Source organism: Candidatus Latescibacterota bacterium, from assembly GCA_019038625.1.
In the GTDB taxonomy this organism is placed as follows: Bacteria; Krumholzibacteriota; Krumholzibacteriia; order Krumholzibacteriales; family Krumholzibacteriaceae; genus JAGLYV01.
Map to the genome: position 1 here is coordinate 1 of JAHOYU010000069.1, position 13,306 is coordinate 13,306.

The 13,306-nt window shown below is 45.4% G+C and carries 14 protein-coding genes and 4 tRNA genes; all 18 read left to right on the forward strand.

Annotated features, from left to right (window positions below):
- The coding region (gene mutL, locus KOO63_04895; GenBank protein ID MBU8921141.1) for a DNA mismatch repair endonuclease MutL at positions 1-1,793 on the forward strand (1,793 nt) is incomplete at its 5' end.
- Positions 1,793-2,719 (forward strand): tRNA (adenosine(37)-N6)-dimethylallyltransferase MiaA, encoded by a 927-nt coding sequence (miaA, locus tag KOO63_04900; protein MBU8921142.1) that lies wholly within the window; start codon positions 1,793-1,795, stop codon positions 2,717-2,719. The genes mutL and miaA, both read left to right, overlap by 1 nt.
- A gap of 26 nt (positions 2,720-2,745) precedes the next feature.
- A tRNA-Gly gene (locus KOO63_04905) sits at positions 2,746-2,818 on the forward strand.
- Between the two features lie 53 nt (positions 2,819-2,871).
- Positions 2,872-4,179 carry a DUF512 domain-containing protein gene (locus KOO63_04910; protein ID MBU8921143.1) on the forward strand — a complete coding sequence of 436 codons (1,308 nt, stop codon included), beginning with the start codon at positions 2,872-2,874 and terminating at the stop codon, positions 4,177-4,179.
- Entirely contained in the window at positions 4,176-5,498 is a 1,323-nt protein-coding gene (gene der, locus KOO63_04915; protein MBU8921144.1) for a ribosome biogenesis GTPase Der, read from the forward strand. The genes KOO63_04910 and der overlap by 4 nt, the downstream gene beginning before the upstream one ends.
- A gap of 2 nt (positions 5,499-5,500) precedes the next feature.
- Positions 5,501-6,115: a glycerol-3-phosphate 1-O-acyltransferase PlsY gene (plsY, locus tag KOO63_04920; protein MBU8921145.1), complete on the forward strand. Its 615-nt coding sequence runs from the start codon at positions 5,501-5,503 to the stop codon at positions 6,113-6,115.
- A 14-nt stretch (positions 6,116-6,129) separates the two neighbouring features.
- A complete protein-coding gene (locus tag KOO63_04925) occupies positions 6,130-7,164 on the forward strand; it encodes an NAD(P)-dependent glycerol-3-phosphate dehydrogenase (GenBank protein MBU8921146.1) in 1,035 nt (344 codons plus the stop codon).
- A 42-nt stretch (positions 7,165-7,206) separates the two neighbouring features.
- Positions 7,207-7,572, forward strand: a complete 366-nt coding sequence (locus tag KOO63_04930; protein ID MBU8921147.1) for a MerR family transcriptional regulator — start codon at positions 7,207-7,209, stop codon at positions 7,570-7,572.
- 93 nt (positions 7,573-7,665) lie between these two features.
- Positions 7,666-7,742: transfer RNA gene (locus KOO63_04935), tRNA-Pro, on the forward strand.
- Between the two features lie 32 nt (positions 7,743-7,774).
- Positions 7,775-8,455 (forward strand): glycosyltransferase family 2 protein, encoded by a 681-nt coding sequence (locus KOO63_04940; GenBank protein ID MBU8921148.1) that lies wholly within the window; start codon positions 7,775-7,777, stop codon positions 8,453-8,455.
- Positions 8,456-8,519: 64 nt separating this feature from the next.
- Positions 8,520-9,287: a 5'/3'-nucleotidase SurE gene (gene surE, locus KOO63_04945; protein ID MBU8921149.1), complete on the forward strand. Its 768-nt coding sequence runs from the start codon at positions 8,520-8,522 to the stop codon at positions 9,285-9,287.
- Positions 9,260-9,913, forward strand: coding sequence for a protein-L-isoaspartate(D-aspartate) O-methyltransferase (locus KOO63_04950; protein MBU8921150.1), 654 nt, complete (start codon positions 9,260-9,262; stop codon positions 9,911-9,913). The genes surE and KOO63_04950 overlap by 28 nt, the downstream gene beginning before the upstream one ends.
- Positions 9,913-10,413, forward strand: coding sequence for a small multi-drug export protein (locus KOO63_04955; protein ID MBU8921151.1), 501 nt, complete (start codon positions 9,913-9,915; stop codon positions 10,411-10,413). The genes KOO63_04950 and KOO63_04955 overlap by 1 nt, the downstream gene beginning before the upstream one ends.
- Before the next feature lie 80 nt (positions 10,414-10,493).
- A tRNA-Pro gene (locus KOO63_04960) sits at positions 10,494-10,570 on the forward strand.
- A 100-nt stretch (positions 10,571-10,670) separates the two neighbouring features.
- Positions 10,671-11,150, forward strand: coding sequence for a M23 family metallopeptidase (locus tag KOO63_04965; GenBank protein ID MBU8921152.1), 480 nt, complete (start codon positions 10,671-10,673; stop codon positions 11,148-11,150).
- Between the two features lie 18 nt (positions 11,151-11,168).
- A complete protein-coding gene (locus KOO63_04970; protein ID MBU8921153.1) occupies positions 11,169-12,002 on the forward strand; it encodes an RNA polymerase sigma factor RpoD/SigA in 834 nt (277 codons plus the stop codon).
- Between the two features lie 10 nt (positions 12,003-12,012).
- On the forward strand, positions 12,013-12,534 hold the full coding sequence (locus tag KOO63_04975; protein MBU8921154.1) for an adenine phosphoribosyltransferase: 522 nt from the start codon (positions 12,013-12,015) through the stop codon (positions 12,532-12,534).
- 54 nt (positions 12,535-12,588) lie between these two features.
- Positions 12,589-12,665, forward strand: a tRNA-Arg gene (locus KOO63_04980).
- Positions 12,666-13,306 lie beyond the last annotated feature (641 nt).

The window sequence follows — 13,306 nt, forward strand, 5'->3', positions numbered from 1 at the left end:
GGTCAGGAAGTGTGGTAATGCCCATTATAAATAAACTTACAGCAGATACTACGGGCAAGATCGCTGCAGGTGAAGTTATAGAAAGACCCGCAAATGCTGTCAAGGAACTCATAGAAAATTCGATAGATGCCTCGGCTAAAAGGATCTCGGTGGAAGTGATAAGGGGAGGGAAAGATCTTATAAGGGTCTCCGATGATGGGATCGGGATATCTTCTCAACAACTTCCACTTGCCATTGAGAATTTCGCAACGAGCAAAATATCGAAAATAGAAGATATCTCCCGCATTATGACCCTCGGATTCAGGGGAGAAGCGCTTGCCAGTATCAAATCAGTATCGAGACTGAGTATCAGTTCGAGGTCGATAGATGAAGACGTTGGCCGAGAGATGAGGTGGAGTGGGGAAAAAATAGTCTCTGACGGGCCTGTAGCAAGGACGCAGGGAACAGATATAGTCGCTGAAGATCTGTTCTTTAACGTTCCTGCCAGAAAGAAATTCCTTTCAAGCGATCAAGCAGAACTTAGAAAGATCACTGCTTTTATTCAAAGCCTGTCACTAGCTGTTCCTGACATAGCATTCTTGTTGAAAAGTAACGGAAAAGATGTCCTTTCATATCCAGTTTCAACGATGGACGAAAGGGTGGAAGTGATTTTTGGGGCGGGAACATTCCCAAACCTTAAAAGATTTGACGATGACGATGGCCGGATCAGAATCCATGGCTATACTTCGATGCCGGGACTTACCCGGGGAAACAGAACGATGCAATTCCTGTTCGTAAACGGACGCATTATAAAAGACAGGACCGTAAGCCACGCAATAAGACAGGCATATCAGTCCATAATACCGTCTGACCGGTTTCCGCTGACAGCCTTGTTTATCGAGATACCTCCAGACAGAATAGATGTAAACGTTCATCCTTCAAAAGCAGAGATACGTTTTGATAACGAAAGGGATATTCATAGCAGGATATCTTCCGTTCTAAGAGAGACTGTGGGTGGGAAGACGGTATCTTTTAGAGACAAAGTGGAATCGGTTTACAGAACAATATTCCCCGGAGGGGAGAACGGGGGAAAAAGGGGAGCTGAAAAATCCAACGGCGAGGATTATTCGCAACAACAACACGATATGGGACTAGAATCGTCAGAGCATCGTTCTGACTGGCTTTTCCAGAAATCACCCCAACCTCTTTTTGATGAATCAGGTGGAGACGACAACGCATCAGGTACCGGAAGATTATACTGGCAACTACATCAGAGCTTCATATTCATCCAGATAAGAGGCGGAATGGTGATAATCGATCAACACGCAGCACATGAAAGAATACTTTACGACAAGATGAAGAAAAATATTTCGGGCGAAAAATCTGCAGTACAGGCCTTACTGTTTCCTGCAACGCTAGAACTATCTGCCGAGGAATATGATAATTATGAGGGGCTTGCCGACACTCTTCCTCCCATAGGATTTGAGGTAGAACCATTTGGAGCCAGATCGGTGATCGTGCGCGGGATACCGGCTGGTGTGCGGAACTGGAATGACGGCAGACTTCTCCAGGACATACTTTCAGAAAAAGGAATTGGAAAGAGCAGTCATGAGATGTTGATGAAATCCTACGCGTGCAAGGCATCTGTAAAAGCCGGAGACAAATTGTCAGTTGAAGAGATGGAATCCCTCACAGACCAACTGTTCGCCACAGAATTCCCATTCACTTGCCCTCACGGCAGGCCTACCATGTTGCGGGTAGATGTGGCTGATCTTGAAAGAAGATTTCTGAGGACGGTAAAAGGGGAAAACTAATGAATCCTCTCGTAATCGTCGGCCCAACTGCTTCCGGGAAAAGTGCTCTGGCATTGAATATTGCTATCCGTACGGGAGGGGAGATAGTTTCCATAGACTCCAGGCAGGTCTATCGGGGCCTTGATATCGGCACAGCAAAACCTTCACAACATGATCGTGAACTCGTGCCTCATCATCTTCTTGATATTATAGGACCTGAAAGGAAAACAGACGCGAGATGGTTTTCCAGGATTGCTTCTGAAGCAGTCCGGGATGTACTGTCCCGATCAAAACTCCCAATATTGACCGGTGGATCGGGTCTATATCTCAAAGCAATTCTCGAAGGTCTTTTCAGCATCGATCTAGATGAGGATATGAGGTCCGCATTTGCGAAATCAATAATTGAGACCTCTACTTGCGAACTCCTCAAAGAATTACGAAAAGTGGACAAGGAAAGCGCAGAGAGGATCCATCCCAATGACAGATATCGGCTAACCAGAGCATTGGAAGTTTACAGTCTCACGGGGCTATCATTAAGTGATCATTTTGCTCGACAGAAGGAATCCGAAGGGGGAGGGCTTGATATGATCTGCCTTAAGACTGGCATAGATATTACCAGGAAAGAATTAAGAAAACGGATAGCTGAAAGAACTCTATTGATGTTCGACGATGGCTGGCCGGAAGAAGTCAGGTCTCTTTTGTCACAAGGAGCCGATCCGGAGTGGTACGGGATGAAGACTCTTGGCTATCCAGAGGTCATATCTTACGTAAATGGGGAATCTTCCAGGCAGGAAACGATCGACAAAATCGTGCTGAAAACGTCACAATATGCAAAAAGACAGATGACATGGTTCAGGAGTGACAAAGATATAAGATGGATCAATGGAGATGTTCGGAAGCAAAGTGAACTGGTGTTCAAGATGCTTGACACGAAGGAGTTCAACTGATAATTTCAACTTCAGACGAAATCAATGCGGGCATAACTCAGCTGGTAGAGTATCAGCTTCCCAAGCTGAAGGTCGCGGGTTCAATTCCCGTTGCCCGCTCATCTTTCAGATCCCCGCGGAATCGGACTCTGCGGGGATTTTTCAGGTAGGCTATGACGTTAAAGATAAAAAGTATATCGGGCAACAAAGGATTCTTTCGGGAAGAAGACGAGATAGTCTCGATCGATGATGTTATGGTATGTGATCAGCTGGATATCCTGTTTCTTTCCGCTGGCGAAGGCGCAGCGCAATTCACCGTTCGTCGAAAGAACGGGAAGGTAGTATCAAGAAGGATAAAATATTCCACATTAGAAAAGGCAATGCCTGTATTCGAGGAAATGGAGTTTAAAAGCTGCAGGAGTCGTTGTGTTTTCTGCTTTGTCGATCAGATGCCACCAGGGATGAGGAGATCACTGTATCTCAAGGATGACGACTACCGGTTGAGCTTTCTTTTTGGTAATTATGTTACAATGAACGACATCAAAGATTCCGAACTTGACAGGATAATTAAGTACAATCTTTCCCCGCTATACGTGTCCATACATGCTACGGACAGGAAAACCCGAAAAACCCTTTTTGGGAGGCCCATAAAGAGAGACATTCTTTCAGATCTACGGTTCCTGGCTGAAAAGGGTATCACGTACCATGCCCAGATCGTGCTTGTTAACAATTTAAACACGGGAAGAATCCTTGATCGCACCGTAAGGGATATCGCATCCTTAAGACCTTCTTGCAGATCTCTCGCTATTGTACCCGTAGGCCTTACGAAGCATCGCCGAGGCTTGAGCAAGATAAGAGGCTTTTCAAAGGCGGAAGCCAGAAAAATAGTAGATTGGGCTGAACAGGCTCGGGTAAAGTATTCTACTTCACTCTATCCTGATACATTTATACATCTTTCCGACGAGTTCTACCTTCTCGCCGGGAAAGTCCTTCCAGCTACCGAGGATTATGGTGATTACGAGCAACTGTCAAATGGAGTCGGGATGTGCAGGGATTTCATCGATGAGACAATCGAAGATATAGAAGGATTAGCCTTTTCCGGCATAAAAAGATTCGAGATGACTGTTGTTACCGGAAGGCTTGGTTCGATCTTCCTGAAAAAATATATTATCCCGATCTTGAAGAAGAAAATACCTGGCGCCGACATTGAAATCCTTACAGCTTCAAACATGACCTTTGGCAGCAAAGTCACCGTATCAGGGCTTCTGGCAGGGAGGGATATCATAAATGTGCTGGCCTCCAGCAAACAGCGAGGATGTGTAGTCATGCCTCCAAATAGCGTAAATCACGATGGAGTCTTTCTGGACGATATCACGCCTGGAGAAATAGAAGATATTTCTGGAAGAAAAGTGATTGTACCCGAGAGATCGTTTCTCGAAGAAAGTGTCATAATCCAGTGTGAACGGAGGAACGGTCGATGAAAAAATATTCTACAGTGGCGATTATAGGGAAGATTAACTCTGGCAAATCGACACTCTTCAACAGAATTACCAAAACCCGAAAGGCGATAACTCATGAAACACCCGGTGTGACGAGAGACAGAATAGAGGAAGTCGCCTCATGGAACGGTGTTAGTTTTAATCTCATCGACACGGGTGGTTTCAGCCTAAGTGGAGAAGACCATCTACAGCCTCTAATAACGGAGAGAATAAAAAGAACGGCCGATGAAGCCGAACTGATTATTTTCCTGGTGGATGTTGATACGGGGGTAACGTCCGAAGATCAAAACCTACTTAAGACATTCAGGACGTTCAGGGATAGAATGATCCTGGTCGTTAACAAAGTCGAAAACAAACAGGACCACATCGATGCGAACGAATTTTATGGAATAGGCCTCGGCGACATTTTTATGGTAAGCGCGTTGCATGGTACTGGTGTTGCCGATCTTCTTGATGAAGTAGTATCACGGTTGCCAAAAAAACCAGCCGACAAGCCGGAGGAGGAAGATTTAAGAATCGCAATAATCGGCAAGCCGAATGTGGGTAAGAGTTCCCTTGTTAATGCTCTTCTTGGTGAGGACAGACATATAGTTTCCGAAGAACCAGGCACAACAAGAGACACGATCAATATAAGGATAAAATATCATGGTAAAGATATCGTTCTTGTCGATACGGCAGGAGTAAAAAGAAAGGCTAGAACGGAGAGGGGCCTGGATTCCATAAGTAGCTTGAAAAGCATCCAGTCGGTCACGGATGCTGATATCGTGCTGGTCATGATTGATGGATCCGAACCCGAAATATCACGTCAGGATACCAGAATAGCCGCGTTACCTCACAAATCCGGAAAAGGTGTCATTATCCTGATAAATAAGTGGGATTTGGTAGAGAAGGACGAAAAGACTGCCGGCAAATTCACTCAGAGGGTCAGGGATGAGTTCCAATTTATCAATTATGCTCCGGTGCTGACTATATCCGCAAAAGATAGTACGAGACTGACAAAGATATTTCCACTCTGTTTTTCCATCCAGGAAGCAAGAAGAAAACAGATCGGGACTTCAGAATTGAACAGGTCTATCGAAGAAGCTGTCAAAGCAAAGGCGCCGGGTTTCTTTAAAACAGGGACAGGGAAAATCTATTACTCGACCCAAACAGGCATAGAGCCTCCTACCTTCACCCTTTTTGTCAACAAAACGACCTATTTCCCTCGTTCATATATCCGTTATATCAATAACAAGATAAGAAAAAGGTTTACCTTTGAGGGAACAAAGGTTAAGCTGTTTCTGCGTTCAAAGGAGAAATAAAAATGGAATTGGTGATCAGATTCATCCTGATCCTTGTTCCATGCTATCTCCTTGGATCGATACCCTCAAGCTATATCATGGGAAAGTTGCTCAGGGGGATCGACCTGAGGCAGCATGGCAGCGGGAATCTTGGGGCAGCAAATACTTTCAGAGTACTTGGCGCGAAAGCAGCAGTGCCGGTCCTTCTGTTTGATATCGGGAAAGGATTCCTTGCTGTAAAACTCGTAAGCATGTTCGGTATCGGCGGAATCCTTCAGGTACTTGTCGGCGTCCTTGTAGTGATCCTTGGGCATAACTATTCCATTTTCGTCAAGTTTTCGGGAGGTAAGGGCGTAGGAACTACTGCGGGGGCTTTTCTCGCCATGGCGCCGGTCGCTGTTGGTATCTGCTTTCTGATCTGGGCTCTGATCCTGCTTATATTCAGAATTGTTTCCGTTGCCAGCATGATCTCGGCACTGTTTCTTCCAGTGATAATCCTTATCGTAAACCATTTTCTGGAAAGCAGGACTCACAGCTACATAGTAATCATGTCCGTAGTAATGGCAGCATTGGTTGTCTACAAGCATAGAAGCAATCTGAGACGTCTGTCAAATGGCACTGAACCAAGGATATTCTAGGTTGGGGACTTCTCATGAACAAAAAGAATAAATACGGGTCAGAGAGAGTTGCTGTCATAGGAGCTGGAAGCTGGGGTACGACTCTCGCGCTTCTTCTTGCAGGAAAGGGATGCGAAATCAACCTATGGGAGTTCTTTCCGGATCAGGCTCGTGCCCTTATAAGGGACAGGGAAAACAGGAAGTTTCTGCCTGGTGTCAAGATACCGGATAATGTACACATCACATCGGACCTTGAGATAGCTCTGGCTGGCGCCTCACGAATATTGTTCGTTACTCCAAGTCATACTATGCGTCAAGTCGCAGGGCAGGTAGCGAGTACTTCCGGTTTCCACAAAAAGATGATAGCGATCAACGCATCCAAAGGCCTCGAAGAAAAAACTCTATGCAGAATGAGTGAAGTCCTGTCTCAGGAACTTAAACTCCCCTCAAGGCGGATAGTAGGCCTCCTCGGTCCCAGTCATGCAGAGGAAGTAAGCAGGAAAATGCCAACATCCATCGTTGTTGCAGGACCTGATATCACGATTCTTGAGGATATTCAGGACCTGTTCATGACTGATTATTTTAGAGTATATACAAACAAAGATCTTATAGGTGTGGAACTGGGTGTATCTCTAAAAAATACAATCGCCATAGCTGCTGGGATCTGTGACGGTCTTGGCTTTGGAGATAACACAAAAGCGGCGCTCCTGACCAGGGGATTGGCTGAGACCAAGCGGTTGGCTTGTAAACTTGGAGCGAGAGATGGCACGTTGAGCGGGCTGGCAGGGGTCGGCGACATGATAGTGACCTGCATGAGCCGTCACAGTAGAAACAGATATGTCGGCGAAGAGATCGGTAAGGGCAGGTCCCTGAATGATATTCTTGAGGAAATGGTAATGGTGGCCGAGGGTGTCAAGACGACCAGAGCTGCAGTTATGCTGTCCAAAAGAGCGCATGTTGAACTTCCGATCACTGAACAGGTTCACAAGGTCCTGTTCCGCCGTAAAGATCCCAGAAGAGCTATCAGGGACCTTATGATAAGAAAAGCAAGGAACGAGATGTACAGATGATCCAGACACTCCGGATGGAAGCCACTTGACAAGGTGAATCAGATGAAACAAAAGTCCCAGAAACTTTATTACTCGATAGGGGAAGTAAGTGAACTTATGGGGGTCAAACCCCATGTCCTCAGATACTGGGAGACCCAGTTCCCCGTGTTGAAGCCCAGAAAAAACAGGGCTGGAAACAGGACTTACAGGATTCGGGACATAAAGTATATACTTTCCATTAAAAAATTGCTGTATGGGAAGGGATATACTATATCCGGAGCAAGGCAGATGCTCAGGGAATCCAGTAATAATCCGGACATCCTTATTGAACAATTGAGCATCCCGTTTGCCGAACCGGGAAAATTCGAGGTCGTTCTGTCCCTCAAGCAGGATCTGCTCGAACTTAAAGAGCTCGTCAAAAGCCTGTAATTCTTTTGCAGGCCATTGGCTTTCCCCGTTCAGGGACAGTCATGAATTTTAAGCTTGTTTTTTCTTGCGTCAGAGGTTTATTTTATCACCTGTCGGGGCGTGGCGCAGTCCGGTAGCGCACTTGCATGGGGGGCAAGTGGTCGCTGGTTCGAATCCAGTCGCCCCGACCAGCTTTTTTACCTCTCCGCAAACAGGACAGAAAATGTTTCTTGATGATTTCGGGGTCATAATTCCCGCATACAATGAACAAGATCATATCGCGGACGTGATCCTTTCCCTTAAGAATATATTTCCTCCCGGGAATATCGTCATAATCGACGATGGGTCGAAAGACGGTACCGCAACAACCGCACAATCGACCGGGGCAGTTGTTATAACACATCCTGAAAACAGGGGGAAAGGTGCCGCACTCAGGTCAGGGTTCGAATATTTTACCAAAATGACTGACATAAGGGGAGTTTTCACATTGGACGCGGACGGCCAGCACGATCCATCGGAGATCTCAGGATTTGTAGACATGTTTAACGAGACCGGGGCTGATATCCTTATTGGAAACAGAATGAAATCTACCAGGAACATGCCCCTTGTAAGAAAACTCACAAACAGATTCACTTCAATGGTGATCAGCCAGAGAGTAGGATGCAGGATCGAAGACAGCCAGTCAGGTTACCGCCTTATAAAAAATTCTCTTATTGCAAGTATAGATCTTGTCACAGAACATTTTGAGACTGAAAGTGAAATTCTGATCAAGGCTGGCAGCAAGGGTGCGATAATAGGTTCTGTTCCTGTCAGTACGATATACGCTACAGAAGAAAGCAAGATTAATCCCTTGCGCGACACGATCCGGTTTTTCAAGCTGGTCATCAAGAGTTATTTCTGGTAGTCTCCGTTCTCCTCGCAATAATTGCAGGAGGATCTAAGATCTACAGAACCAGCGGAGAAGATGATTGAAGAAAAAACCAATAATACTTGTCACAAACGACGATGGTATACGTGCGGAAGGCATTAAAGCTCTTGCTGCTGGAATAGCTCATCTTGGCAAGGTCATCATCGTCGCTCCGGAAAATGAACAGAGCGCAACAAGTCATGCTATTACCCTGGATAGACCTCTCAGGATAAAAAAATACAGTGATGACAGATACGGCGTCTCGGGCACTCCTGCTGATTGTTTGCTGATGGCTGTCCAGGGAATCCTGGGTGAAAAACCCGATATTGTCGTCTCAGGAATAAATCATGGTCCGAATCTTGGTGAGGATGTGATGTACTCTGGAACAGTCGCTGCAGCAATTGAGGGATACCTCATGGGAATATCCTCGATAGCATTCTCCATTACGTCATGGGATCCTGTTTCTTTCGATGCTGCTTCTTTAATTTCATCAAGACTTACATCAAAAATGCTTGAGGGTATGAATGAGAATGTTCTTCTGTGGAACGTAAATATCCCTGCAATACCTATGAATGAGATCGGTGGCCTCAGGGTAGCCAGGCTGGGATCACGAGTATACAATGATGCTGTCATCAAACAAACTGACCCGAGAGGCAAGGAATGTTACTGGATCGGTGGGGGAGAACCGGGCTGGAAGAAAGAGAAAGATTCTGATTTCTGCGCCATAACCGAAGGATATGTATCTCTGACACCCCTCATGGTGGATATGACTGACAGAAAAAGGATGAGTGATCTTGACAAATGGGATCTGGATTTGAGCCCGAAGTAGATTACAGCATAGCGCGAAAGCGGATGGTAAGAGATCAACTTTCAGCGCGAGGGATCGAGAATGACAGACTTCTTCAGGCTTTCATGGAGGTGCCGAGACACCTCTTTCTCGATCCTGCAACTGGAGCAAGAGCTTACGACGATTGTTCATTCCCAATCGGATATTCACAGACGATTTCCCAACCCTACACGCAGGCTATGATGATGCAGTATCTGCAGATATCTTCGAGCGACAGGATTCTTGAAGTTGGTACAGGCAGTGGTTACCAGACAGCCATACTTTCTCTGCTTGGCCGGGAAGTCTTCTCCGTCGAAAGAATCGCACCACTATCAAGAAATGCGGGTGAAGTCCTTTCACGTATAAGAACAGGCAGGATCAGGCTGAAGATCACCGATGGTTCGGACGGATGGGAATTCTACGCGCCCTACGACAAAATCATTGTATCCGCTGCTATGCGTGAAAAACCTGTCAGTTTAATTGATCAGTTGGGCGTTGAAGGCATGCTGATTGCTCCAGTCGCTAAGGAACACGAGCATCTTGTCTTATACAGTTGGGTGGAAGGAAAGATCAAAGAACAAGTACTTTCAAGATGCGCCTTCGTACCTCTTCTGAAGGGAACCGAATAGTGACTTATCCTATCTTCGCTCTGATCCAGGGGATGTCTCCGAAACTGCTGACTTTCCTTATAGCCGCCCTTCCGATATCCGAACTTAGGGGAGCGATACCTTATGCCCTGTCAAGCGGTGGACTAGGCTGGAAAGAAGCCTATTTCTACGCTGTGATGGGCAATTTCCTTCCCGTCATCCCGATACTTCTTTTCCTTGAAAGGGTATCCAACTGGCTTAGAAGATATCCAATATGGGACCGCTTTTTCGAATGGTTTTTCAAAAGGACGCGCAAAAAGGGACAGATGATATCAAGATTCGAGACTATAGGGCTGATTCTTTTTGTCGCGATACCTCTGCCTGTCACAGGGGCATGGACCGGGTGCGCGGCCGCTTTTTTATTCAAGGTGCCTCTTAAGCTTGCGATCCCGGCTGTTGCAGCAGGTATTCTTATTGCGGGAGCGATTGTCACGCTTGCATTTATGGGTGTTATCTCGTTCTGGGGAATTGCTTCAGGCTGAATGATTATATATTTCGTTGATTTAGTATACCGATTTTATTTGAGTTATTGAATGTGAATTGCTATTTTACCGTGTGAAATCGGGGCGTAGCGCAGTTCGGTAGCGCGCCTGCTTCGGGAGTAGGAAGTCGCTGGTTCAAATCCAGTCGCCCCGACCACTTTTTAATGATGCTTACTTATCAGACAAGAACTGTTCGAGTTTTAGTGGCGTGCGGTGTGATCACGCTGGCAGTCTCGTGTTCACCATCTCCCAAATACATGGGAAAAAAGAACGAGAGTGATCGGAAACCTGTATCTACTACATCCAGCAGACTGCCGGAAAAAAAGAAACTTTTTTCCCCTGGATATCCTATAACGGATTTAAATCTTTCCATGATAACCAGTCTTTATGGCGCCAGAAAGCATCCGCGACTCCATACCATGGAATTCCACACAGGTATTGACATAGACACAAAGTTGGGTGAACCTGTCCTTTCTGTGGCTGAAGGGGTAATAATATTCTCTGGAAAACAGGGTGGATATGGTAATGTGATTATTGTAGAACATTCAGAAAGGTTCTGCACGGTGTATGCACACCTCTCGCTCATGTTAGTAAAGAAAGGTGAGATAGTGCGCAGGGGGGAGGCAATAGGCAAAGTCGGAGTGACAGGGAATTCTACAGGTTCGCACCTTCATTTCGAAGTGAGAGTCGGTGGGAAAACTGTCAATCCGTTGGACTTCCTCAATATCGTTAAATAATCTCGGACAGGAAGTAATATGACAGCAAGTAGAAATAGTTCAAGTATAGACAGTAAATATTTCGAGGATGTAGGTCGCTATCCGCTTCTCTCCAGGGTCGAGGAAATCGAACTTGCCAGGAAGGCAAGAGATGGGAACGAGGAAGCCAGAAAGACACTTATTCTCAGCAATCTCAAGCTCGTCATTACGATTGCAAAATCATATTCTTCCTACGGTGTGCCATTTCTTGATCTGATTGAGGAAGGAAACCTTGGGCTCATAAAGGCCGTCAGTCGCTTCGATCCGGAAAAAGGGTTCCGATTCTCAACATATTCATCCTGGTGGATCAAACAGTCGATTGTAAGAGCTATTTCAAACTTTTCAAGGACCATCCGGATCCCTATCCATGTATTTCAGCTGATGAAAAAATATATTGCGATGGATAACTCTACCGAAAATCTGAGCCAGACGGAAAAAGCAGGGGTGCTTGGTATTTCCAACAAGAAACTTCGTATGATTGAGAACTTGGTCATGAATATCAAAGCGCTGGATGTATCGAATAGCGTCGATTCATACAATGAACTCACTACAAATATCGACCCGCCAGACGATACCGATGTTGAAAAGATAATCCTTCAGCAGATCGAACATGAGGAATTGGCAAGGCTGCTCGACAGGTTATCCGAGAGAGAAAAACTTATCCTCAAGATCCGGTATGGATTTAATGATGGAGTCACTCACACACTGGCGGAAACCGGTCTGGTTATTAAGGTGTCCAGAGAAAGGGTCAGGCAGCTTGAAGTCAGGGCATTGAGAAAACTTCGTTGCCTTCTCGAGGCCCAGGATCCAGCAGAAGAGAATCTCTGCCTATGAAAAGGATAACATGCTTGATGATATATTAAAACGAATCAGGGAGATTCCTGATTTTCCAAGAAAGGGCATTCTTTTTCGTGATATCACACCAGCGCTTCTTGATCCCTTAACGTTCAGGATGATTTCAGAAGAAATGACTGAGAGATACCGTGATGCACAGTTTGACAAGATCGCGGGAATCGAATCACGTGGCTTCTTTTTCGCCTCTGTTCTTGCTCTTAACCTCTCCAAAGGCCTCATACCCCTACGAAAACCTGGCAAACTTCCATGGACTACAGTTTCCGAGGACTATTCCCTCGAGTATGGGACATCGGGTCTTGAAATGCATGTTGACGCTGTGAAAGATGGAGAGAAGGTGTTGATTGTGGATGACCTTCTTGCTACCGGTGGAACTGCTGCTGCTGCTGCGAGGCTTATTGAGAAACAGGGTGGGGAAGTGGCGGAACTATTTTTTGTATTGGAGTTGAAGGAATTGAATGGAGCTCGGCAGCTTGGCGGAAGACCTTATTCTTCCTTAATTGAGTTTAAATGAAAATATAATTTGCCATTTAATTGACAACACCATAACATATGATAACGAAGTAAGGCCCCCGTAGCTCAGGTGGATAGAGCACCGGTTTCCTAAACCGGGTGTCAGACGTTCGAGTCGTCTCGGGGGCGCCATATAGAGAAAGGGAATAGCCTGGATTATCAAGCTGTTCCCTTTTTAAATAAAAACGAGGTTAGCTATCTCTACATTGCTTCACGTGTCATGATCAACCTAAGGCCTGAGCAGCAAGATCGCTCCGCTAATAGATTGGCTTGGAGCTGATCGATCACGATCGCGTAGAAATCAGCTATTGCCCCGTTTGCATTGATTATATGGGACGAAACATATTTGTCAAGGGAATTAATAATATTTTTATCATTTTATAATATGTTTATTATCAATTGAATAAGCGGATATATTAATAATATACATCAAATATATTGAGAGGTGCGCAAATGGACTATATACGAAACATTCCCGCCGATACACCCCATGCCGACGGGAACGTTTACAGGTACGACCGAGAAATCATTAACGCAGCCACCAGAATAAATCGATTATCAGCATAATGGGTAGCATGGCAATCACCTCCATATTCCTGAACAACTGCATCTCGGTATCAATTAACTAATCGGATCATCCGACTATAAACTTTAGCTGCATTAAGTGTGCCGAAAGGGTGTTACGGTTCGCGTGGGATGAATAATCAGGTGTGGTATATCTATACTTCATTAAAATATATAGTTATGCAGATAAAGTATTCTTATCAGATATA

Bases quoted from the DNA above. Each gene is read 5' to 3' on its own strand.
- miaA (MBU8921142.1), top strand. From the start codon at position 1,793: ATGAATCCTCTCGTAATCGTCGGCCCAACTGCTTCCGGGAAAAGTGCT.
- KOO63_04910 (MBU8921143.1), top strand. From the start codon at position 2,872: ATGACGTTAAAGATAAAAAGTATATCGGGCAACAAAGGATTCTTTCGG.
- der (MBU8921144.1), top strand. From the start codon at position 4,176: ATGAAAAAATATTCTACAGTGGCGATTATAGGGAAGATTAACTCTGGC.
- plsY (MBU8921145.1), top strand. From the start codon at position 5,501: ATGGAATTGGTGATCAGATTCATCCTGATCCTTGTTCCATGCTATCTC.
- KOO63_04925 (MBU8921146.1), top strand. From the start codon at position 6,130: ATGAACAAAAAGAATAAATACGGGTCAGAGAGAGTTGCTGTCATAGGA.
- KOO63_04930 (MBU8921147.1), top strand. From the start codon at position 7,207: ATGAAACAAAAGTCCCAGAAACTTTATTACTCGATAGGGGAAGTAAGT.
- KOO63_04940 (MBU8921148.1), top strand. From the start codon at position 7,775: ATGTTTCTTGATGATTTCGGGGTCATAATTCCCGCATACAATGAACAA.
- KOO63_04950 (MBU8921150.1), top strand. From the start codon at position 9,260: ATGGGATCTGGATTTGAGCCCGAAGTAGATTACAGCATAGCGCGAAAG.
- KOO63_04965 (MBU8921152.1), top strand. From the start codon at position 10,671: ATGGGAAAAAAGAACGAGAGTGATCGGAAACCTGTATCTACTACATCC.
- KOO63_04970 (MBU8921153.1), top strand. From the start codon at position 11,169: ATGACAGCAAGTAGAAATAGTTCAAGTATAGACAGTAAATATTTCGAG.
- KOO63_04975 (MBU8921154.1), top strand. From the start codon at position 12,013: ATGCTTGATGATATATTAAAACGAATCAGGGAGATTCCTGATTTTCCA.